This is a genomic window from Sulfurospirillum sp. HTRB-L1 (genome assembly GCF_059415125.1).
This window is the reverse complement of sequence record NZ_JCAHZR010000003.1, coordinates 296,973-316,674: the sequence shown is the minus strand read 5'-3', so window position 1 is coordinate 316,674 and position 19,702 is coordinate 296,973. Positions and strand designations below refer to the sequence as shown.

17 protein-coding genes are annotated in these 19,702 nt (G+C 47.8%); 10 read left to right on the top strand and 7 right to left on the bottom strand.

What is annotated here, in order from left to right; all coding sequences use genetic code 11:
- Nucleotides 1–11: 11 nt before the first annotated feature.
- The 5 genes from AC5SLM_RS07110 to dnaE all read left to right on the top strand — a co-directional run bounded on the left by AC5SLM_RS07110 (nt 12) and on the right by dnaE (nt 6,380).
- The gene (locus AC5SLM_RS07110; RefSeq protein ID WP_495250246.1) at nt 12–764 is read left to right on the top strand and encodes an NYN domain-containing protein; all 753 of its coding nucleotides are present in this window, start codon (nt 12–14) and stop codon (nt 762–764) included.
- A gap of 49 nt (nt 765–813) precedes the next feature.
- Nucleotides 814–1,419, top strand: a complete 606-nt coding sequence (locus tag AC5SLM_RS07105) for a hypothetical protein (protein WP_495250245.1) — start codon at nt 814–816, stop codon at nt 1,417–1,419.
- A gap of 84 nt (nt 1,420–1,503) precedes the next feature.
- Nucleotides 1,504–1,779, top strand: a complete 276-nt coding sequence (gene rbp, locus AC5SLM_RS07100; RefSeq protein WP_495250244.1) for an RNA-binding regulator — start codon at nt 1,504–1,506, stop codon at nt 1,777–1,779.
- Nucleotides 1,730–2,695 carry a glutamate--tRNA ligase family protein gene (locus AC5SLM_RS07095; protein ID WP_495250243.1) on the top strand — a complete coding sequence of 322 codons (966 nt, stop codon included), beginning with the start codon at nt 1,730–1,732 and terminating at the stop codon, nt 2,693–2,695. Before rbp ends, AC5SLM_RS07095 begins: the two co-directional genes overlap by 50 nt.
- A 124-nt stretch (nt 2,696–2,819) precedes the next feature.
- Nucleotides 2,820–6,380 carry a DNA polymerase III subunit alpha gene (gene dnaE, locus AC5SLM_RS07090; protein WP_495250242.1) on the top strand — a complete coding sequence of 1,187 codons (3,561 nt, stop codon included), beginning with the start codon at nt 2,820–2,822 and terminating at the stop codon, nt 6,378–6,380.
- On the opposite strand, the gene AC5SLM_RS07085 is transcribed toward dnaE, so the two are convergent.
- The 6 genes from AC5SLM_RS07085 to AC5SLM_RS07060 all read right to left on the bottom strand — a co-directional run bounded on the left by AC5SLM_RS07085 (nt 6,377) and on the right by AC5SLM_RS07060 (nt 11,342).
- Nucleotides 6,377–7,210, bottom strand: a complete 834-nt coding sequence (locus AC5SLM_RS07085) for a universal stress protein (RefSeq protein ID WP_495250241.1) — start codon at nt 7,208–7,210, stop codon at nt 6,377–6,379. The genes dnaE and AC5SLM_RS07085 overlap by 4 nt on opposite strands.
- A 10-nt stretch (nt 7,211–7,220) precedes the next feature.
- The gene (locus AC5SLM_RS07080) at nt 7,221–8,714 is read right to left on the bottom strand and encodes a DUF1538 domain-containing protein (RefSeq protein WP_495250240.1); all 1,494 of its coding nucleotides are present in this window, start codon (nt 8,712–8,714) and stop codon (nt 7,221–7,223) included.
- Nucleotides 8,714–9,112 (bottom strand): CBS domain-containing protein, encoded by a 399-nt coding sequence (locus tag AC5SLM_RS07075; RefSeq protein ID WP_495250239.1) that lies wholly within the window; start codon nt 9,110–9,112, stop codon nt 8,714–8,716. Before AC5SLM_RS07075 ends, AC5SLM_RS07080 begins: the two co-directional genes overlap by 1 nt.
- Nucleotides 9,112–9,462 (bottom strand): P-II family nitrogen regulator, encoded by a 351-nt coding sequence (locus tag AC5SLM_RS07070; protein ID WP_495250238.1) that lies wholly within the window; start codon nt 9,460–9,462, stop codon nt 9,112–9,114. The genes AC5SLM_RS07075 and AC5SLM_RS07070 overlap by 1 nt, the downstream gene beginning before the upstream one ends.
- 64 nt (nt 9,463–9,526) lie before the next feature.
- On the bottom strand, nt 9,527–10,543 hold the full coding sequence (locus tag AC5SLM_RS07065) for a sensor histidine kinase (protein WP_495250237.1): 1,017 nt from the start codon (nt 10,541–10,543) through the stop codon (nt 9,527–9,529).
- Nucleotides 10,536–11,342, bottom strand: coding sequence for a DUF234 domain-containing protein (locus AC5SLM_RS07060; RefSeq protein WP_495250236.1), 807 nt, complete (start codon nt 11,340–11,342; stop codon nt 10,536–10,538). Before AC5SLM_RS07060 ends, AC5SLM_RS07065 begins: the two co-directional genes overlap by 8 nt.
- A 259-nt stretch (nt 11,343–11,601) precedes the next feature.
- On the opposite strand from AC5SLM_RS07060, the gene AC5SLM_RS07055 reads away from it, so the two are divergent.
- The 4 genes from AC5SLM_RS07055 to AC5SLM_RS07040 all read left to right on the top strand — a co-directional run bounded on the left by AC5SLM_RS07055 (nt 11,602) and on the right by AC5SLM_RS07040 (nt 14,472).
- On the top strand, nt 11,602–11,823 hold the full coding sequence (locus AC5SLM_RS07055) for a VF530 family protein (protein WP_495250235.1): 222 nt from the start codon (nt 11,602–11,604) through the stop codon (nt 11,821–11,823).
- A gap of 20 nt (nt 11,824–11,843) precedes the next feature.
- A complete protein-coding gene (locus AC5SLM_RS07050) occupies nt 11,844–12,275 on the top strand; it encodes a hypothetical protein (protein WP_495250234.1) in 432 nt (143 codons plus the stop codon).
- Between the two features lie 99 nt (nt 12,276–12,374).
- On the top strand, nt 12,375–13,067 hold the full coding sequence (locus AC5SLM_RS07045; protein WP_495250233.1) for a response regulator transcription factor: 693 nt from the start codon (nt 12,375–12,377) through the stop codon (nt 13,065–13,067).
- Entirely contained in the window at nt 13,057–14,472 is a 1,416-nt protein-coding gene (locus AC5SLM_RS07040; protein WP_495250232.1) for a c-type heme family protein, read from the top strand. Before AC5SLM_RS07045 ends, AC5SLM_RS07040 begins: the two co-directional genes overlap by 11 nt.
- Before the next feature lie 46 nt (nt 14,473–14,518).
- On the opposite strand, the gene AC5SLM_RS07035 is transcribed toward AC5SLM_RS07040, so the two are convergent.
- Nucleotides 14,519–16,552 (bottom strand): TonB-dependent receptor domain-containing protein, encoded by a 2,034-nt coding sequence (locus AC5SLM_RS07035; RefSeq protein WP_495250231.1) that lies wholly within the window; start codon nt 16,550–16,552, stop codon nt 14,519–14,521.
- 245 nt (nt 16,553–16,797) lie between these two features.
- Here AC5SLM_RS07035 and AC5SLM_RS07030 point away from each other — a divergent pair, with 245 nt between their 5' ends.
- Complete coding sequence (locus tag AC5SLM_RS07030) at nt 16,798–19,632, top strand: sensor domain-containing protein (protein WP_495250230.1); 2,835 nt, start codon at nt 16,798–16,800, stop codon at nt 19,630–19,632.
- The last annotated feature ends 70 nt before the right edge of the window (nt 19,633–19,702 follow it).

Below are 19,702 nucleotides of genomic sequence, written 5' to 3'. Positions count from 1 at the left end.
AAAGGCAAGCCGTGGAAGATTTACTCCATCAAAAGAAAATCGTCGTGTTGATTGATGCTGATAATGCGCAACTGAGCAAAATCGGACAAATTCTTAGTGAACTCTCTTCCCATGGACACATCATCATCAAACGTGCCTACGGGGATTGGTCGAGTCGGTATTTGAAAAACTGGCGGGATTTGCTCAACGAGCTTGCTGTGCAGCCTGTGCAACAATTTGCTTACACCACGGGAAAAAATGCCACCGATGCTTCCATGATTATCGATGCAATGGATTTGCTCTACACGCGCAAATTTGATGCCTTTGCGTTGGTTTCAAGCGACAGTGATTTCACCAAACTTGCCTCGCGTCTTAAAGAAGAGGAGGTGTATGTGTTTGGGATTGGAGAGCGTAAAACCCCCGTTTCCTTCCGCAACGCCTGCGACGATTTTATCTTCACTGAAAACCTTAAAACCGAAGAAGAACTTGAAAAAGAAGCCGAAGCCAACCAACACAAAGAGCGTATCCGCGAAGCAGCAAGGATTATGCATCAAATTTGGGAAAAACAGCGCGATGAAGAGGGCTGGGTAAAGGTTTCTGAAGCGGGGCAGATTGTCAAACGCCTGCATCCTGATTTTGACCCACGTTCTTACGGCTCAAGCAAGATGAGCAAGCTTGTGGAAAAACTAGGTGCGTATTTTGAAGTGCGTAAAACCCAAGGCAAAGGAACGGCAACAATCATCGAATACCGTTTCCGCAAGGGTGTAAACCTTGAGCGTGATTAAGGAAAAAGACCGCGTCTTGTGGTAGGCTTCGTTAAAAAAGGAGTCTGCCATGTATCCCCCGTTTTTCAATGAAATTCCTCCCCTTGTCCTAAAGGATGACCTTGCGTGTTTGCTTGGGACCTTTGATGAGGGCATTGTCGAAATCACCTACCTTGAGTGTGTTAAAATGGCAGGACACAGTTGCCCTACGGTCGCGGGTGCTTATATACTGACCAAGATAGCCCTAGAAACCCTTTTCCCCTTAGAAATTCCCCAACGTGGTTTGGTGCGCATTGCGTTCAAAGAGCCAAAAACTAGCGGCGTCACAGGCGTGATGGCACAAGTGATGACCAATATCACGGGCGCGGCGGATGAAGGCGGTTTTAAAGGGCTTGGTGGTGCCTTTGTTCGTGCGCAACTGCTCACCTTTGGCCAACCAATCGAGGGCATGGTGCAATTTACCCGCGTAGATACGGGGGCATTTGTGAACCTTTCGTACTTTCCTGAACTTCTTCCTAAGAGCCAAAATCTTGCGCTTTTGATGGAAAAAGCACGCCTAGGCGACAAGGATGCCCAAGCTTCTTTTGGGGTGGCATGGCAAGAGCGCGTGAGGGAAGTGGTGTTTCACTATGACAAGCATGGCCTCGTGCGTGTCGATAAATCGGGGGGTTTTTAAAAAAGAGTTGCCATTTTTATTAAAAAAAAGGTATCATCACTTACTAGTTTTGACTAGGAGATTTTTTTCAAGGACAGTTGTACCGTGAACATCTATGTCGGTAATTTGTCATACCATATGACAGAGGAAGAGCTCAAGGCGACGTTTGCACCCTATGGTGCTGTCAAAAGTGCAAAGATCGTTGTTGATCGTGAGAATAACAATCGATCCAAGGGATTTGGGTTTGTTGAGATGGAGAGCCAAAGTGAAGGCAACGCCGCCATCGAGCAACTAAACGGCAAAGAGATTGGCGGGCGCGAATTGCGAGTCAATGAAGCGCGACCACGTGAACCACGCGAGTCTCGCGGGTCACGCTACTAATCATACTACCACTTCTTCGAGCCGCGTTAATGCGGCTCATCTGTTTTCTTCCATGATTGTTTCCAGACTTGCTCCTACTCCTAGTGGTTTTTTGCATCACGGCAATGCGCTTAATTTTATCCTTACGTGGGCGCTGGTGCGTGCTTTGGGCGGCGTACTGCACTTGCGTATTGATGACTTGGATGCCCTGCGCACAAAAGATGCCTATGTGGAACATATTTTTCGCGTCCTTGAATGGCTTGGGCTTGACTGGGATGAGGGGCCTACAAGTGTAGGAGAGTTTGAAAAAAAGTTTGCACTTCCTCACCGCATGGAACACTACGAACGCGCCAAAGAAACCCTGTGGCCGCACCCCTTAACCTACGCTTGTGCGTGTTCACGCAAAGAGATTTTAGCGCAATCACCCAGTGGCATTTACCCCTTTACATGTAAAGAAAAACACCTTTTATTTAAGCCTTTTTCCACCGCCTTGCGCTTACATGTAGACGTGTCTTTGTGTGAAGAAGCACAGGTTGTGGCGAGGGAGATGGGAGATTTTGTGCTGTGGCGCAAAGAGGACCTTCCTGCGTACCAATTGGCTTCCGTGGTGGATGATTGGCGCACGGGTGTGACCCTCGTGGTGCGTGGAGAGGATTTGCGCGCCTCTTCTTTGGCGCAACGCTACCTTGCCCATGTGATGGGGATTTCTTCTTTTTTGGATGCAACCATAGTGCATCATCCCTTGTTGCGAGACGCATCAGGAGCGAAACTTTCAAAATCTCAACATGCCTGCCCTGTGGAACTTACCACTTCTCCCCGCGATTTATTCCGTCATGCTTCCATGTTTTTGGGCGTGCAGCCTTGTGAGAATAGCGTTGATTTACTGGGTGCACTACTCCAAAAAGAGGAGTGCCTTTTAAGCCCTTTTTTCTTATAATGCAGTTTTAAAATTCTTTATACGCTTTTACTAGCAAAGCTACTAAAAGCTACGCTAACGCTGAGTTCTGCTTGGCGCCAAGCCCGCGCACTTTTAGTGCTTAGTTTTTATTGAAAGGTTTTTTGTGAGCGAACCCCGATTTACCCATTTGCATCTCCATACGGAATATTCTCTACTTGATGGCGCGAACCGTATTAAAGACCTCGCCAAAGCCCTTAAATCCCAAGGTGTTGGCTCAGTGGCCATCACAGACCACGGCAATATGTTTGGGGCGATTGATTTTTACCAAACCATGAAAAAAGAAGGCATCAAGCCCATTATTGGCATGGAAGCGTACCTTCATAACCAAGACGAGTTGGGAGATAAAAGCGTCAAACAACGCTTTCACTTGTGCTTGTATGCCAAAAATCTCACGGGTTATAAAAACCTCATGTACCTCTCTTCTCAAAGTTTTATTGAAGGGTTTTACTACTTTCCCCGCATCAACAAAAAACTCTTACGTGAGCATTCTGAAGGATTGGTGTGTTCTGCGGCGTGTTTGCAAGGAGAGGTAAACTGGCACCTTAATCTCAACAACCCTCGCAACGTTCAATTTGGGGCCAAAGGATACGAACGTGCCAAAGAAGTGGCACTAGAATACAAAGATATTTTTGGGGACGATTTTTACCTTGAAATCATGCGCCATGGTATCGAGGACCAACATTACATCGACGATGCGGTGCTGCGACTCTCTAAAGAGACAGGCATCAAGCTCATCGCCACCAACGACACCCACTACCCTTTTAAAGACTACGCAGAGCCCCACGAAGCGTTTATGTGTATTGCTATGAACAAAGAGTTTGATGACCCCAAACGGTTGCGCCATTCGGTGCATGAGTTTTTTCTCAAATCTCCCCAGCAAATGGCGCGGCTGTTTGCGGACATTCCCGAAGCCCTTGAAAACACCCAAGAAATCGTGGAAAAATGTAACCTAGAGCTTGACCTTGGCAACCCAACGCCTCCAAATTTTAAATTTACCCTAGAATACGCCAAGGCTGAAGGGGTGGAACTTCCAGAGCCTGAGGTGATGTACAGCTTGGAAAATGACAAGGTGCTTTTTGCCCATTTATGCCAAAAAGGGTTAGAAAAACGGCTCTTACATGTAAAAGAATCTGAACACCAAACCTACCAAGAACGCTTACATGTAGAGATTGAGATTATCAACAACATGAAATTTCCCGGCTACATGCTCATCGTTTGGGATTTTATCAAAGAAGCCAAGGTGCGCGACATCCCCGTGGGCCCAGGGCGGGGTTCGGCGGCGGGAAGCTTGGTGGCCTTTTCCCTTGAAATCACGGACATCGACCCTATGCCGTACAACTTGCTCTTTGAACGATTTTTGAATCCAGAACGTGTCAGCATGCCGGATATCGACGTGGACTTTTGCCAAAGCAGGCGGGGTGAAATCATTAACTACGTGGTGGAAAAATACGGCCGCTACAACGTGGCGCAAGTCATCACCTTTGGTAAGATGCTTGCCAAGGGAGTTATCCGTGACGTTGCGCGCGTACTTGGGGTGCCGTATGCAGAAGCAGACCGCATGGCTAAACTCATCCCTGATGAGCTGGGCATTACGCTCAATGGTAAAGGCAAAGAGGGAGACAAAGACTTTAAAGCCGGGGCGTTTCAAAAAGAAGAAAAACTGCGCGAACTCATCGAGACAAGCCCCACGGCGGCACGGGTGTGGAAGTTTGCCCTTGCCCTTGAGGGGCTTAACCGAAACGCGGGGATGCACGCGGCGGGTGTGGTGATTTCCAACGAAGAGTTGTGGCACAAAACCCCGTTGTATAAGCCCTCGGGCGAAGAGCATTTGGTCACGCAGTATTCGCTAAAATACCTTGAAGACGTGGATTTAATCAAGTTCGACTTTTTGGGTCTAAAGACCCTCACGGTTATTGACAATGCCATTAAACTTATCAAAAACCGTTTTGGTAAGGTGATTAACTGGGCGGAGATTAGCATGGAAGAGCCCAAGGTGTATGAGACCATCCAAAGCGGCCACACCATCGGCTTGTTCCAGATAGAATCCGGCGGTATGCAACAACTCAACGCCAAACTCAAACCCACGAGCTTCGAAGACGTGATCGCGGTCTTGGCTTTGTACCGCCCAGGCCCGATGGAATCAGGGATGCTCAATGACTTTATCGAGCGTAAGCACGGACGGGCGGAGATTGAGTACGCGTTTCCTGAACTCGAACCCATCTTGAAGCCCACTTATGGGGTTATCGTCTACCAAGAACAAGTTATGCAGATTGTGCAAACCATCGGTGGGTTTAGCCTTGGTGGGGCGGACTTGGTGCGTCGGGCCATGGGGAAAAAGATTAAAGAAGAGATGGATAACCTCAAAAGCCAGTTTGCTCAAGGTGCGGCCCAAAAGGGGCTGGATAAAACCAAGGCAGCGGAGTTGTTTGACCTCATTGTGAAGTTTGCAGGCTACGGATTTAACAAGTCCCACTCGGCGGCGTACGCGATGATTACCTACCAAACGGCGTGGCTAAAGACCTTTTACCCGCAAGAATTTATGGCCGCCTTGCTCACGAGCGAACAAGACAACACGGATAAGATTGTCAAGTATATTGATGAGGTGAAGCGCCTTGGGATTAAACTTTTGCCCCCTTCGGTGCTCAATTCGCAGATTGCGTTTATGGGCGGAAAGACCAAAGAAGGAGAAGATGCGATTATCTTTGGTCTTGGCGCGGTGAAGGGCATCGGGCATGGGGCGATTCGTAGCATCATCGAGGCACGCGAAGAGCGGCCTTTTGAGAGTTTGAGCGATTTTATCTCTCGGGTTGAGACGCAAAAAGTGAACAAAAAAGTCTTGGAGGCGTTGATTAAATCAGGTAGCTTAGACTGCTTTGATTTGACCAGACGGGCGTTGTTTGACCAAGTGGAAATCATCATCGAAGCGGCCCATAAATCTTCGCAAGCCAAAAAAATGGCCGAAAACTCTCTTTTTGGGGAAAACGAAGAGATGACACGGGTCGATATTAAACTCAGCCCTCTTTCTGAATATAGCCTCAAGCACTTGTTAGTGCTTGAAAAAGAGAGCATTGGGTTTTACATCTCAGGACACCCACTGGATGATTTTAAAGTAGAGATGGAAGGGCTTTCGTATACCCTCTCTTCTGAGTTTGAGAGCATTGAAGATGGCTCTAATGCGATGGTAGTAGGAAAAGTGGAAGAGGTGGTGACCAAGTTTAGCAAAAAAGGAAACCGCTTTGCCATCGTCAACCTCATGGATTTGCACGGCAACGTGGAAGTGACCTTGTTTGAAAAAGATTTGCAAAAGCTTGAAGGTATGAATTTAGAGGAGCCTTTGGCTTTTAAGGTGGCTGTTAACCGAGACGACCAATTTGTGCGCATCCGCGCTTTGAAAATCATGACCCTCGACGCGGCACGCAGTCAAAAAGTGGAAACCAAGATGCGGGAAATCCCCGAGGAGCCCATGATAGTAACGTTGAGCATGGAAGAGTCTCTTGAGCGTCTTGATGCCTTGTACCAATTGGTGCGAAGCCATCCGGGAAATAGACCCTTAACACTAACGCTAACCTCAAAACTCCAAGATGTGATTATTGAAACGCAACTAAGTGTAGGAGACTCCTTTGCCAGAGCACTTGAAGCCTCCTTGGTGGGCGAGGTCGCTTAGACAGTTGTGATGAGTACGTCTTTGTCAGTTTCTTGCAATAAATCAAAGGCAAAGAAACTGACATTGCCTGTTGTGTGAAGGGCGATGAGTTGGATGCCGTGCATGGTGGCCACTGAGGTGAACAGCGCTGTGTCAAGACCTCCTTCACGCACAAGAAGCTCAACGTTTTTCTTACCCTCCCCAAGGGATTCTAAAAAGAGCATCGCTTCGTTTTGGGCAGCTATCTTTAGGTTTTCAGCCAATAGGCTTACCTCGCCCTTTTTGACTCCGTACATGCTTAAACGATTGCCAAAAGGCACGGTGTATACATGTAACAACAGCAGTGAAGCGTGTGGGAAGAGGGTTTGAACGGCGTGGATGTGCCACCTAGAAGACTCGCTAAGGTCTGTTGGGATGAGAATCTTTTTAGCCTCAACATTTTTGTGCGTTTTGACCACAAGGACGGGCGCGCTTAAGGTGCGTACGATGGCTTTGGTGGAAGAGCCTACAAATAAATCTCGCAAGCCCCCTTTTTCACCGCCACTTCCCAAAAACACAACACTCGTGCTAAAAGCGTTGGTGTACGCGCCAATAACCTCTTCTACTTTTCCTTTGTCGCAGTGAAAGAAATCTCGCGTGATAAAAGGAAAATGCGCGTGCAATTTGTCAAAGGCGTTTTGCTTGGCTTTTTCAAGGTCAGGGATTTTGTTAAAGAAAGTTTCCTCAATAGCGTGCACTACATGTAAGGGCATTTTAGAGGCCGTGGCAAAAGCGTGTGCTTTGGTGATAACTTCAAAACTACGCGGCGAAAAATCGGTGGCAACAAGAACACATTTTTCTCTGTTTGGCATGGGAAACCTCCTAGGGTGTCGGTCGTACCATTTTAGCAATAAATGCTGAAACAATGCTGTAGCTAAGGACCGTAATCATGGGAAATACTGAGGCAAAAGCAATGAGCCCAAAGCCGTCCATGAGGGCATCGCGGCCTTCTATACTGGTGGCAAGGTAAAGCCCAAATGCAGTGACGATAGGAACGGTAATTTCCGAAGTGGTAACACCGCCAAGGTCAAAAGCAAAGGCGGCTATCTGGGGTGGTGCAAAAAGCGTACACACGACCACGATGCCATAAAGCAAGGTGATGAGCAACCAAATGTCATGCCCGTGGACGATTTTATAGGTTCCTAGTAAAATTCCACACCCAACACCTAGGGCGACCAAGAGACGAATGATGAGCACATTAAGACGTACATTGGCGTAGCGGTCGGCTTGTTTAATAACGGCCACAAGAGCAGGTTCAGCCATGGTGGTGCCAAAGCCAATGAGAAAGGCAAAAAGGTAGATGAAGTAAACATTGTCTTTTTCAACTAAAGAGTGTGCGATGGATTCCCCCATGGGAAAAAGCCCCAGCTTGATGCCTACAATAAACCCGTAAAGCCCCACCACAAGCATCCCAAAACCAATGGCAACGCGTCCAAGGTTGGGGAGGTGTTTTCTAAGGACAAGGTACTGAAATACAATAATGGTGCCAAGGATTGGTAAAATATTGGTAAAAGTTTCAAACAAATCTGCCAATACTTTGAGCACAGAAAAAGTTTCTTTGACCTTGGGTATTCCTTGGACAAAGGCTTGGGTTGGGGCTGTAAAATCATCGCCGAGGACTAAAATGGCGTAGAGTTGGATGCTAATCATCGGCGTGATCGCCGCAAGAGCCACAAATCCAAATCCGTCTTTAAGGACATTTCGTCCTTGCAATGCCGAAGCGATGCCAATACCAAGGGCGACGATGAGTGGCACGGTGGCTACGTTGGTGGCAACCCCACCCGAATCGTAAGCAAGGCCAATGATTTCTTTGGGAGCAAAGTAGGTGATGAGCAAGACAATCACGTACCCTGCGATGATAATCTTGGCAATGGGCCAACCCATAAGGGAGCGGATAATGCCAAACGCCGTGATGCCTCCCACAGAAAAAGCGATGATAAGCCGAAGGGTGAGGGCATTTAGGGCACCGTGGGTAATCTCTTCCGCTTGGGTAGCTACGGCGATGATGGCAGGTTCGGCGATGGAGGCGGAAAACCCAAGGGCAAACCCAAACAAGGCAAAAAGCACCAGGGAACGGCGTTCTAAAAATTCGCTTGAGAGGCTGTTGCCAAGGGGGAAGACACCCACTTCAAGACCCATGAGGAAAAAAGCCACACCAAAGATGACAATGCCAAAGCCTATTGCAATGGTGAGTGCATCAGGGGGAAGGGTCTGAAACACAAGGGCTTGAAAGCCGACGATGATGAGCAAGATGGGCACTAGGTTGTGAAAGGATTCTTTCAAGGTCGCCACAAATTGCTTCAAGAGCGGGTGCATTAATCCACCAAGGAGAGCAAGTACGCGGTGAGGTCGGTGCTGGAGAGTACTCCTTGGAGTTCGTTGTTGTCGGTGACGACCACCCGCTTGACGCCATGGGAGAGCATGAGGCGTGCGGCGTGCTTGACGTCTACCTTGGCGGAGACGGCAAAGGCGGGTTTTTTGTAAATGTCATAAACGTTTAAAAGTTCGATGTCTCCATCTTCAGCGAGGATTTTTTTCAAAATCTGGGTGTTGGTGATGATGCCATAAGCGTCGCTCTCGTACGTTTTATCGACGATTAGGCAATGCAGACGCTTGGCTTTCATGACTTGCAAGGCCTCTTTGAGGCTAGCGCTGGGGTTGATGGTGGTGACGTTTTTTTTCATGATCTCTTCGACTAAAACAGGGGCGCGCATTAGAGGACTCCTTCTTCTATGATTTTTTCTTCAAAGGTTTTGATGATTTTCTCATTGAGCCCGACGATGTTGCCGATGGGCAGGGTAAAGGCAATGCCCTTGGTGGGCGTGTTTTCCAGTTCATGCTTGAGGGCTTTTAAGACAAGCTTGGAGACATTTTCTTCGAGAATATAAAGTAAAAAAGCATGGTTTCCCTCAAAGGTGAGGGCGAAAAAACTTTTTTTCTCTTCATGCCCACTGCCGCGGGCTTGAAGAATGGTCACGCCACTGGCTCCTGCGTCTTTGGCGACGGCCCTTAATCTGTCTTCGTATTCGCTAGAGGCGACGACGACCAATGCTACAAATCTCATGGTAAGCCTTTAGGTTGAGGTAAAACAATTGTAATAAAAAAAGCGTAATAGTTCCCTGACTCCGCTAGGGAAGAGCGATGCGAAAGGCCTTGGGTGCATCTTGAAGAGTGATAACACCTCCGTGGGCTTGGATGATTTGCAAGGAGAGGGCGAGCCCTAGACCGTTGCCCTTTGTTTTGGTGGTTTTAAAGGGTTCAAATAAAATATTGGGGTTTTCGATGGGTTTGCCTGAATCTTGCATGTCAAGGCAGTGAAAGCCGTTTGTTTTGGTGTACGAAAGGGTAATGGTGCCTGCGTCGTTTTCATCTTCTTCGATGGCGTCGATGGCGTTAAACAAAAGGTTTTGAAACACCAAAGAGAGCAAATCCTTGTCTCCTTGGTAGGGAAGGTGTGGGAGGGTGAGGGCGAGGGTGATGTCTTTGGTGTAAGTGTAGTGCGACATGGCTTCCTCGCACTCACTGCCAAGTTCATCCAGAAAAAAAGAGCCCATGGAGGGTTGGATGCCTTTGGAAAAGAGCAAGGTAGCTTTGATGATGCGCTCTACCCGCCAGATGGCTTTTTTCATCTCCAAGACAATGGGCTTGGTGGCGGTGTCTACTTTTTTAAATAAAGTGGAAGTGAGTAAGGAGATGGAGCCGATGGGATTGCGGATTTCGTGCGAAAGATGCGCTGCCACTTGGCCCATGGAGGCTAGGCGTTCTTTACGTTTTTCGCCCGTGATGTCGGTGGCGGAGATGATGGTTTTGTCGCCTTTTTGGACGATTTTGATGAGGTAGGTGGCGTCGTTAAATTCCACTTCGTGGTGGCTTTGCGTGGTGTCGATGAGTTCTAAAAGTCCTTGGGTGCGTTCCGCTTCACTGTTTTGCAAAAAAAGCGCTTTTGATTCGTCCAAGACCCACAAGGCGTTGGGCAAGGTTTCGACCACTTGGCGCAGGAAGGCTTGCAAGGAAAGGTAGGATTCGTTGAGGGTTTTGTACTCCTCTTCGATGACGTAGGTTTGGTTGATGAGGGCTTCAAGGCCTTGTTTGAAACTCTCTTTTTCAGGAGCACTAAGGGATTGTAAAAACTGCTCGTCAATCATCGCGTAACCTTTCAAAGGCGTTTAGGTCATACAGCCACACCCGTTCGTCTTGCATGCGTTCGAGTTCTTTACTGAACCCGCTTTTGGAAAAAAGCACAAAATGGGTTACGCGTAAGTGCGCCCGTTCGCATTTGTGTTGCAAGGAGGTGAAGATATTTTTGCACACTCTACGATTTTTCCACTTAGACTCTCCTGCAATCACACGCCCATCTTCAAGCTCTAAGAGCAAGTCGATTTCATGGCGTTTGTCCCAATAACTGCCCTGATGCATCACGCCCAAAGGGGCAAGGTCGCGGAGCAGTAAGGCTTGGGAAAGTAGCTCAAAAGCCAGACTTACGTAAGACTCAAACCCGAAATCCAAATGCTTTTGCATGCTTGCCACCTCGTCGTGGGGCGCAATAAAGGTAAACCAAAAGCGTGCAAATTGGTGGCAAAAATGCACCTTGTCTTCCACTTGGTAGTGGCGCAAAGATTTTTTGAGGCGCTGCTTGGGGTGGGTTTTAAGGGGGAGTTCGCGGGTTTTTTCCTTTTGGATGAAGCCAGCGTCAAAGAGTTGTTTGTAGATGGAGCGCCCTTGGAGTTGGGAAATGGACTCTTTTTTGTAGATGGAGTGGATTTTTCGGTCGCCTTTTGCCAGACGCATGAGAACAGCTTTGGCTTTGGGGGAAAGACCGCCTTCCATGCGTGCACGCAGGAGCGCAAGGTTGCTAAAGATAAAGGTGTCGATGGCCTCGCGAATGGGAAGATTGACATCTTTTAAGGGTGGGGAAAAGCCCTCAAAAACGGAAAAATACTCCACAAAATCCTGCGGGGGCAGATGAGGAAGGGAGCGGTAAAAGGCGTGGGCTTTTGAAGCGATGTCTTCTCCTTATAGTAACGCTTTTAAAGCAAAGCTCCAAAAGCTACGCTAACGCTGAGTTCTCTTCAGCGCAGGGCTCGCGCACCTTTGGTGCTTTATGTATCTTGCTCTATTCTAGCAAGCGGTGCCTTAAAAAGGTACAAAAAAAGCTTTACATGTAAGGGGTTTGGCGGTATAATCGGCCCCAAAAAGGAACACCATGGACGTGCAACCCAACAACCCCCTCCACGGCGTGACGCTGGAGAGAATCCTCACCGAACTTGAAGCCAAATACGGCTTTGAGGAGCTAGCCCGCCGCATCCGCATCCGCTGTTTTACCCACGACCCCTCCGTGGCTTCATCGCTGAAATTTTTACGCAAAACCCCGTGGGCAAGGGCTAAAGTGGAGGCCTTGTACCTGCAAAGCAAAGCGCGCGCGTAAGCGTACATGTAAGGATAAAAATGGGATACAAAAGCTGGTTTGAGGCCCATGCGCACAAACACGAAGCCTTGGTAGCGAAGTTAAAAACACAAGGCATTGAGGGTGAAGCCTTGGTGGCGTATTTTGTCTTTGAAAACATGGTTAAATGTGAGCCTGATTTTTGCCTGCTGTACGCTAGCGGTAAAAAGTGTCACGACAGGGCGTATTTGAACTGTTTTTTATGTGCCTGTCCCCATTTTCGCTTTAAGGATGAAGGCTTACATGTAAGGGAAAATGGCGTCGTGGTCAAAAGCCGTTGCGCGGTACATTCGCGTTTTGCTAAGGCCTTTTGTCATGAGGGCGTAGAGCATTTGGATTGTTCGGAGTGCGTGGTACCTCACAGCAAAGCGTTTGTGCGCGAACGTCTTGATAAGGCATGGAAAGAGGTGATGAAGGCGTGTGAAGAAAACTAAGGATTTGGCGAAATATAAGGGTTGTAAGAGTACTATCACTGCTTTGAAAACGTGTTATAATGATGACGCAATAAGACTCTACTTCGATGAAAGTTAGTAATGAAAAACAACCATGACATCTTAGAAATTTTATCAACCAAAAAAGTGCTTTGCGTGGAAGATGAAGAGATTATCTTGACCAATATCGTCGAATCTTTGGAGCTTTTCTTTGGCAAAGTTGTGGGGGTTCGAGATGGAAACGAAGCCCTTGAAGAAGCCACGCGAGGCGTGTATGACGTGCTGATGTTTGATATTTCACTTCCCCATATTGATGGTCTTGCGGTCATCAAAAAAATCCGCCAGTTTAACAAAAAAATCCCCATCGTCATTTTGAGCGCACACGCCGAACAAGAGTACCTTTGGCGCGCTGTTGAGCTTAAAATTACGCGCTATTTAATTAAGCCTTACGACAAAGAGAGCCTCATTGGCGCCCTTGAAGAGGTTGCCCTTGAACTAGTAGACCACCGTCTAAATGTTCCCGTGACGCCTACGTGTTCTTATGATGTTTGCCGCAAAACACTTACTTCGTTGGGTACGACCACCCATCTTTCCAAAAGCGAAAGCCAACTTTTAGAGTACTTTCTTGGGCGTCCCAACCAAACCGTGACGTACGAGCAACTGTTTGAATACATGTGGGAATTTGAACAGCCAAGCAAAGAGGCGCTAAAGTCCATCGTTAAAGAGTTGCGCCGAAAAATCGGCAGTGGATGTATCAAAAACCTTTACGGTGTCGGGTACGTGTGTGAAGTATAATTTTAAGGTCATCATCCTTCTTTTTTGCGGGCTATACGTCATCGTTACGCTTCTTTTTTTCAATTTTTACCGTGGGCTTGCTTTAAAAGATGCCAAACATGAAGCCTTGCTTATCTTGGGCGCCATGAATGCCATCCGTGATTATGTCTCTATCGTTCAGCGGCCCTTGATTGAGGAGCTCAAAGAGAAAAAACTACTTGCAGAAGATTTTTTTGACCCCAGATTGCTCTCTTCTACCTTCATCACAAGCGCGGTTCACAGTTTGCAGCAAGGGGAAGGAAGAATGGACTATGACTACCAACTCGTAGCGTATAACCCGCTCAACCCTGAACACCTTGGCAATGATTTTGAGCATGAGATTTTGGACGATTTTAAAGAGGGAAAATACGACGAATACGCGCGCATCATCCAAGAAGACAGCAAGCCCTATTTTTTTGTAGGCCTTCCCATTCGCAACTCTCACCCCTCTTGCGTGCAGTGCCATTCGGCCAACAGCGCGCCCAAACGCATGGTGGAAGAATACGGCATGATTCCCGAATTTATGGGCAAAGAAGGGGACGTGATTGCGATGATTACCTTTAAAATCCCCATTTTTAGCATCTTGACCTACCATGCGGAAGAATTCATCGTGGGTGGCGTGGTCATGTTTGTTGTGTTTGTGCTTTTTATCCTTTTGCTTCACAGGATGCATAAAAGCGAAATGTGGTTGCAGGAGAAAAACGACATCTTGATGGTGAGCCAAAACAGGCTTGCCTCCATGGGGGAGATGATTGGCAATATCTCACACCAATGGCGGCAACCCTTGGCCCAAGTGAGCGCTATTTTGATTAACCTTGAGTTGTACAGCGAAAAAGGTAAATTAAACAAAGAGCGTTTGGTGCGAAAAATAAAAGAAGCCGCCACTCAACTCTCTTTTATGTCCCACACTATTGATGATTTTCAACACTTCTTTCTTCCAAATAAAACAAAAACCGAATTTACCGTGTACGAGGCGATTCACCGAGCGAAAAACCTGTTGCGTGTTTCGCTGGAAAAATACGCCATCGATGTGCGCATTGATATCAAAGACGATTTTACGGTTGTGGGTTACCCTAATGAAATCGTGCAAGTGCTCATTAATATCCTCAACAATGCCAAAGAGGCATTTTTGGTCCAAGAAACACCCCATCCTCTCATTGAGATTAAGGCTTTGCTTAAAAATGGAGCCCCTCGCATAACGCTAGAAAATAACGGGGGGCGCATTAGTGATGGGTTAATCGACACCATTTTTGACGCCAACGTGACCACTAAGGAACTTGGCACAGGTTTGGGGTTGTACATGAGTCAAATGATTATGCAAAAACACAACGCGGTGTTGCGCGTTAAAAACACCAAAGACGGCGTTATTTTTACACTTCTTTTTTAGGTGTGTGCCTTACATGTAAAGCTTTACATGTAAGGCACACGGGGCGTTAAAATTCGTATTTAAAACTAAGTTTTACCTCTCGTCCAGGCTCTAGGCGGTAGAGGTTGTTGTTGGCGATGGTGGTGTGTTTGCCGTAGGCTTTGTTGGTGAGGTTGTTAACTGCGGCAAAAAACGTCCATGCTGAGGTGAGGGAAGGCTTCCATTGGGCGCTGATGTCGTGGGTTGTGTAGCCGCCTCTTTTGATTGATGCCTCGTCCAAACCGCTTACAACAGTGAGTGTGTAGTCTAGCAACAGTGTTTTGGCAAGCTCCACTCCTCCATTGAGCGTGAGCTTTTCACTGTCGTACGCACCGACCCTTCGGATGCTGGATTGTTCGTTTACATCTGGGTTGCCGCCCGTGTCGTCGTTGCCAGCGTTGGTGTTGATTTGCGCATAAGAGGCGCTAGCAAAATAAGTATCATAGGCGTAAAAAACCTTGAGTTCAAACCCCTGAGACTCAAAAACCTTGGCGCTGTTGTAAACATCTTGCAAGGTTCTTCCTCCTTCGCCGCTTCCACATTTTCCTGTGATGGCGTTGCAGTTTACGTCCTTGGAGACAATCAAATCTTTGATTTTAGTTTGAAAAATAGTCGCATCAAAACGCACTTTGTCGCCTGTTGAAAACATGCTTTGAGCGGAGTATTTGTAGCCCGCTTCGTACCTTGTGGAAGTTTCAGGTTTGAGTTTTGAGGAGTAGGTCGTGTCCTTTTTGATGGTGGTGAGCCACGTAAAAGGAATGGTACCTGACATTCTGCTGCTCTCTCCGTAGTTGGCGTAAAGGGAAGCATTTTCGCTAAGCGCATAATCAACGCCCACATTGGGCGAAAAACGGTGGTTGGTCGCTTTGCCTAACCCCGTTTCAAAGGTGTAATCATCAAACCGAAGCCCATAGTGAAGTGTAAGGGCCTCGTGGGTTGTTTTGCCCTGGACAAACAAGGCGCGCTCTTGCGAGGTTGTCGGCGCGTATTTGGTGATGGCTGCATCTAGCGCGTGGGGCGCGTAAGGTCCTTTTGTTTTTTCGTCTTGCCACTGGGCACCCGCGGTGATTCGGTGGTTGGCTAGGGGTGTTGCAAAATCAAAATGGTTTTGGACGCTTGCGCCCAGTGTTTCATTTTTGTACGTCAAGGCGTTGTCTTTTCGCTCAAGCTCAACCGTGGAAAAGTTTAGTTTTGTCTCAAGGTTTACGAGTGCGCTTGGGTTGTACGTGTGTTGCACGCTGTAGGTCGTTGTTGTTGAGAGGATTTTTTCAAGAGGATTTGGGCCGCTTGGGTCGTGGACGCCCGTGTCGCTTCCTGCTCTTCCCCATTGAAAATTGCCGCTGTTTTCGTTTTGCCCTAAGCTGACGCGCAAGTCGTGGTCTTGGAGGCCAAGGGCGCTAAATTTGAAAAAATAATCCCTGTCTTTGTGCGCTGTGGCGTAAACGGTATCGTTTTTACCGTTTTTGTAGTTTTGCGCGTTGAGGCCAGAGAGGGCCACATACGCCCCAAAATAATCCGTGACATGGTAGCCAATGGCGCTGGCGTGTTTTGCCTTTGCATTGGTGTTGTAACCTGATTTTAAGATGCCTCCACTGTTTTTGTTTGGGGTGGTGAAGTCTTGCGCGTCTTTGGTGGTCATTTCAATCGCCCCACCTAGTGCCGCGCCCTTTGAAGCATCGGGTGCGGTTTTAACTTCTAGTGCTTTGAGCAAATCAGGATTAATGCCCAGTTCATTCCCGCGGTGCTGGAAGATGTTTTTACCCAGTTTTGCCCCATCAAGAGAGATATTGGCAGTGCTGCTTTCAAGACCTCTAAGGTAAACCCTTTGGGCATTGGCTGCACCCCCGCCAACGTCGGTTGAGGCACTTTGTTTAAAGAGGTCAAAAAATGTATTGGCCTGCTGTTGTTCTGCAACAGCAAGGTCTATTTCCATGGTATTGGTCTTTCTTTCTTGTTGCTGGACGACCTCCACTTCCTCTAAAAGGATGCTAGGTTGAGCCACCAAAAAAGTCGGAAGGAGCAAAGGGAACGTGCTTAGACACAGTTGGAGAGATTTTTTCATACACACACCTTTTTACATTTTTGCAACTGAGTTGCATGTGGAATTATAGTTAACGGAAGTTAAATAGAACTTAGTAATGAGAATAGTTATTAGATAAATTTTTCCCTTCTGAAAAGCACGCGGTTGTGTCAAAAAGTTCAGAGTGAGCATTTTATTTCTCAGAAAAAAAGGTTACATGTAAACCTTATATCTGCAAAAAACACAAGTGTGCTACAATGCAAAAAAACAGATTTGTGGAGTAAAAAATGCCTACCGTTTCCCCCACTTTTGTGCAAGAAGATATCTTGGAGGTGATGCAAATCGCTTTGCCTGATCGTATGATTATCTTTTTAGACGATGCGGGGCGGGTGGTGTTTCGCTCAAACACGTTGCTTGGGTGCGATGGGTGTGCCGTTTGCAATCCAGGCCAGAGCATTTACGAGTACCCTTCGTGTGATGTGTTTAAATTGTTTCAAGATTACCCCAAAGAGCATCTTGGCGCGCTAAAGACTCCCAGAGAAAGCACGGTGCGCATCACCACTTCTAAAGGAGAGGTGCGTACGCTGCTTACGACGTTAACCCCTTTGGTGAAAACTTCCCACAAGAGTATTGCGTTTTTATTTTCTGTGGTCGATCAAACAGCTTTAGTTCTTGCCGGTCAAGCCCTTTCTTTGCAAAAAGATTTGTTGAAAAATGTGCTGCACAACCTTCCTGATGTGGTCTTTGCCAAAGACATGAAAGGGCGGTTTTTGGTGTGCAATGCCCAATGCGAAGCCTTGCTGGGTGTGGCGCCTGGGGAAGCCCTTGGGAAGAAGGACGCGGATTTTTTTACCCCTGAGATTGCCCAAGCCATCCGTGCACAAGATGCGAAAGTCTTGGAACTTGGCGTGGTGCAAGTAAACGAGGAGTGGTTGCGTTTTCCCGATGGGCGCGAAGCCTTGTTTGAGACCACTAAGGCGCCGTTGCGTACAGAAGAGGGAGCGTTTATCGGCGTTCTTGGTATCGCGCACGATGTGACTCACCGCAAACTTTTAGAAGAGCATTTGCAACTGACACAGTTTTCGGTTGACAAGGCGGTGGTGCCTATTTTTTGGATTGATGCGGTTTCGGGGGGTATGTTTTATGTTAATGAAGCTGCCTGTGAGAGCCTTGGGTATACCAAAGAGGAGTTGACTCAACTTGGCGTTATTGATATCGACCCCAATTTTGACCAAGCCACGTGGGATGCCCACGCTAAAAACCTCAACCGCATCCGCGCCTCGCACTTTGAAACCTTGCACCGGCGTAAAGATGGGAGCATTTTTCCTGTGGAAGTGTTTGCCTCTATTTTTGTTTATCAAGGCAAAGACTATAACATCGCCTTTGCGATTAACATCAGCGAGCGCTTGGAAAAAGAGGCGACGCTAACCAAAAAAGAAGCCATGCTGCGTGCGTCTCAGCGGATAGCCAAAGTGGGGAGTTGGGAGCTTGATTTGGAGGGGCAAACTTTGGTGTGGTCAGAGGAGACGTACCGTATTTTTGGAATGGATCCTGCTAAACCGCTCACTATCGAAGACTCCATGAGCGCGATTCACCCAGAGGACAAAGAGGCGACAGTGTCGGCGTATTGGGCGTCTACGAAAGACCCGACTCGCCCTTACCATGACATCGTGCACCGCATCATAGTGGGAGATGAGGTGCGGTTTGTGCATGAGCAATGTGAAACGCTTCATGACCCAACAGGCAAGCCCCTGCGCTCCATCGGCACGGTGCGCGATGTGACTGATGAGCGTGCGTTGATGGAGCAAATCGAGTACCTTTCCTTGCATGACCCCCTGACAAAACTGCCCAACCAACTCTTGCTAAAGCGCGAACTTGGCTACGCTCTAAAACGCGCACGCAAAACCCACACGCTTGTGGCGGTCTGTTTCATTGACTTAGACGATTTTAAGTACATCAACGACTTGTATTCTCACGAAACGGGTGACCGCATCTTGCAAGAGGTCGCACACCGCCTTCAAGAAGTCGCCAACCACAGCTACACCTTGGCGCGTTTTGGGGCCGATGAGTTTGTGGTGATTGTGGAGGAGATCACAAGTCCTGCCCATGTGATTGCGAAGCTTGATGCCTTTTTGCACGTCCTCAAAGCGCCTTTTAATATTGATGGGCGTGATTATACGATGACGGCGAGTGTGGGCATTAGTCTTAGCCCCACCGATGCCAACGAAGCCGAAGATTTGATTAAATTTGCCGATGTGGCGATGCACCAAGCCAAGCATTTGGGGCGCAACAAATACGCCTTTTACTCTCAAATTTTGAGCGACCAAATGAGCCAACGCATGCGCATCATGGCGCACTTTAAAAAGGCTCTTGAGGCCAACAGTTTCATCCTTTATTACCAACCGCAAATCGACCTTGAGAGCATGCATGTCGTGGGGTTCGAGGCATTGTTGCGGTGGGAGCATCCTGCCCTTGGCTTTGTGAGCCCAGCAGAATTTATTCCCTTAGCAGAAGAGAATGGGCTGATTATCCCCTTGGGAAAATGGGTGCTTGAAACAGCGTGTGCCCAACTCAAAAAATGGCACAAAACGGGAGTTTTCAAAGGAACTGTAGCGGTTAATGTCTCAGGCGTGCAGCTTGATGAGGGGCGGTTTACCCAAACGGTAGCCCATGCTTTGGAGACAAGCGGGCTTGGGAGCGAGAGCCTTGAACTTGAAATCACCGAATCCTCCCTCATGAACAACCCCCACGCATGGCGCGCAGAATTTGAAAAGCTCGACAAATTGGGCGTAAAACTGGCGATGGATGATTTTGGGACAGGGTATTCTTCGTTGTCACACTTGCGCCAAATGCCCTTGGATGTGCTCAAAATCGACCAATCTTTCGTGTTTGACCTGCCCCAAGACCCCGATGCGTGTGTGATGGCCAAAGCCATCGTGGGCTTGGCCCAAAACATGAAAATGGACGCCTTGGCGGAGGGCATCGAAACTAAGGAACAGCTCATGTTTCTAAAAGCCCTTGGCTGTGGCTACGGGCAAGGGTATTACATCGCCAAACCCATGCCAGCGCATGAAGTTCCAACGTTTTTAAAGCAATGGCATCCAAAAATCCCTTACATGTAAGGAAAACCTTGTTTTTTTATTGATATTTTTCAACGTTAACCCTTTACATGTAAGGTATAATGCGCCCAAA